The 1,527-nt window shown below is 66.5% G+C and carries 2 protein-coding genes; both read left to right on the forward strand.

The window, feature by feature from the left end; genetic code table 11:
• Positions 1-78 precede the first annotated feature (78 nt).
• Positions 79-462 (forward strand): hypothetical protein, encoded by a 384-nt coding sequence (locus AB0I52_RS32815; protein WP_363078824.1) that lies wholly within the window; start codon positions 79-81, stop codon positions 460-462.
• Positions 459-1,490 carry an IS3 family transposase gene (locus tag AB0I52_RS32820; RefSeq protein WP_363078826.1) on the forward strand — a complete coding sequence of 344 codons (1,032 nt, stop codon included), beginning with the start codon at positions 459-461 and terminating at the stop codon, positions 1,488-1,490. Before AB0I52_RS32815 ends, AB0I52_RS32820 begins: the two co-directional genes overlap by 4 nt.
• The last annotated feature ends 37 nt before the right edge of the window (positions 1,491-1,527 follow it).

Here is a 1,527-nt window from a genome sequence, read left to right on the forward strand (position 1 = left end):
CCCTCTCTGTCAGCCTTGGGTGAGACATCCCGATCTGTCGGGTTAGCCTGAGAGGGCGCGACAGGAGAATCACCCCTTATGACCAGCACCGAACCGGCCGGGTCCGACCCGGCGCCGAGGCCGAAGCGCCGCACTTTTACCTCGGAGTACAAGCTGCGGATCGTTGCCGAGTACGACGCGGCGCCCAGGAACGAGAAGGGCGCGGTCCTGCGCCGGGAACGGCTCTACCACTCACATGTCAAGGAGTGGCGGGCCGCCCGGGATGCCGGGGCCCTGGAGAACCTGGTCGACCGGCGGACGACCCCGGCCCGTGCGAAGAAGTCCGCCGCGGAGGTGGAGAACGAGAAGCTGCGGCAGCAGGTGGCGCGGCTGGAGAAGGACCTGGCCCGGAACAAGGCCGCTCTCGAGGTGATGGGAAAAGCTTCCGCGCTCTTGGAAATGATCTCCGAGAGCGCGGACTGAAGCCTGCCGCCGGCCCGGTCGCGGACGAGGCGTTCACCGATGTCCAGGACCAGCTGGGCGTCTCGGCCGCGTGCCGGCTGACCGGCCGCTCCCGAGCCACCCACTACCGCAGTCTCAAGCCCCCGACGGTCCGCGCACCCCGCTCCCGGGTGCAGGTGCAGCCCTCGGCCCTGACGGGCCAGGAGCGGGCCGCGGTACTGGAGTTGATGAACGGCGACGAGTACGCCGAGATGGCGCCCGCCCAGATCTGGGCCCGCGAGCTGGACGCCGGGCGCTATCACTGCTCGATCTCGACGATGTACCGGATCCTGCGCGAGCAAGGCCAATCCGGTGAACGCCGACGGCAGGCCACCCATCCCGCCAGAGCGGTGCCCGAGCTGGTCGCCACCGGACCCTCGCAGGTGTTCACCTGGGACATCACCAAGGCAGCCGGACCGGCCAAAGGCGTCTGGTATCACGCCTACGTGATCATCGACATCTTCAGCCGGTACATCGTCGGCCACACCGTCGAGCGAGCTGAATCAGCGGTGCGGGCAGAGGAACTGATCCGCGAGACCATCACCCGCAACGGCATCGTGCCCCAGACCGTGCACGCGGACCGCGGCACCTCGATGACATCGAAGAAAGTCTCCCAGCTACTGATCGATCTGGGCGTGACACGCTCCCACTCGAGGCCGAAAATCTCCAACGACAACCCGTACAGCGAGGCCCAGTTCAAGACCACGAAGTACATGTCGGACTATCCCGAACGGTTCGATTCGCTGGCCCACGCACGCGAGTGGTTCGACGCGTTCATCGCCTACTACAACCATGAGCACCGGCACTCGGGCATCGGCTGGCACACACCCGCCTCCGTCCACTTCGGGACCGCCGAGGAAGTCCGCGACCAGCGCGCCGTCACCCTCGCTCAGGCATACACCCGCCACCCCGAACGCTTCGGCCGCCGCCCCAGACCACCCGAGATACCTCAGATGGCCTGGATCAACGACCCGGCCAAACGGAGAGACCCCGCACCACAAAACTCATAGCGTCACGACCGTCTCACTGGACTTGAAATCTTCCGCT

The organism is Streptomyces sp. NPDC050423 (assembly GCF_040655445.1).
Taxonomy (GTDB): domain Bacteria; phylum Actinomycetota; class Actinomycetes; order Streptomycetales; family Streptomycetaceae; genus Streptomyces.

What these genes read in the sequence shown, in the direction of transcription:
- AB0I52_RS32815 (WP_363078824.1), top strand. Translation starts at nt 79, where the DNA reads ATGACCAGCACCGAACCGGCCGGGTCCGACCCGGCGCCGAGGCCGAAG.